The organism is Burkholderia sp. E168m23, assembly GCF_016586125.1.
In the GTDB taxonomy this organism is placed as follows: domain Bacteria; phylum Pseudomonadota; class Gammaproteobacteria; order Burkholderiales; family Burkholderiaceae; genus Burkholderia; species Burkholderia orbicola.
Map to the genome: position 1 here is coordinate 1 of NZ_BCPP01001643.1, position 670 is coordinate 670.

A 670-nucleotide genomic window follows, 5' to 3' on the forward strand; every position below is an offset into this window, starting at 1 on the left:
CGGCACCGGCGGCGTGACGATGTCGGGCACCGGCACGGAAACGCTGACGGGCAGCAATACGTACACGGGCGCGACGACGATCAACAGCGGCACGCTGGCGATCGGCGCGGGCGGCAGCCTGTCGGGGACGACGCCGGTGAGCCTGACGGGTGCGGGCGCAACCTTCGACCTGAGCGGCGCGACCACGCCGCAGACGACCGGCACGCTGTCGGGCGTGGCCGGTTCGACGGTGAACCTGGGCGGCAACAACCTGACGCTCGGCGGTTCGGGTAGCGGTACTTACGACGGCACGATCGCGGGTGCGGGCGGCAGCCTGACGCTGGGCGGCACGGGTACCGAAACGCTGACCGGAGTCAACACGTACACGGGCGGCACGAGCCTGACCGGTGGCGGCACGTTGATCGCGGGCAATGGTTCGGCACTGGGCACGGGCGCGCTGAACACGAGCGGCGCGGGCGGCACGCTCGGCACGAGCGTGGCCGGCACGACGCTCGGCAACGCGGTGAACCTCGGCGCGGGGTCGACGCTGACGGTTGGCGGTGCGAACAATCTCGGCCTGGGCGGCACGATCTCGGGCAGCGGCAATCTGGCGGTGAACGGCCCGTCGACGACGACGCTCACCGGCGTCGGCACGTACACCGGCAACACGACGATCGGCAACGGCAGCACG

General features: G+C 71.6%; 1 protein-coding gene. It reads left to right on the forward strand.

The genetic code is table 11. From position 1 onward, the window contains the following. Positions 1-670, forward strand: a 670-nt coding sequence (locus JMF90_RS39405; protein ID WP_201326582.1) for an autotransporter-associated beta strand repeat-containing protein, incomplete at both ends; no start/stop codon positions are given.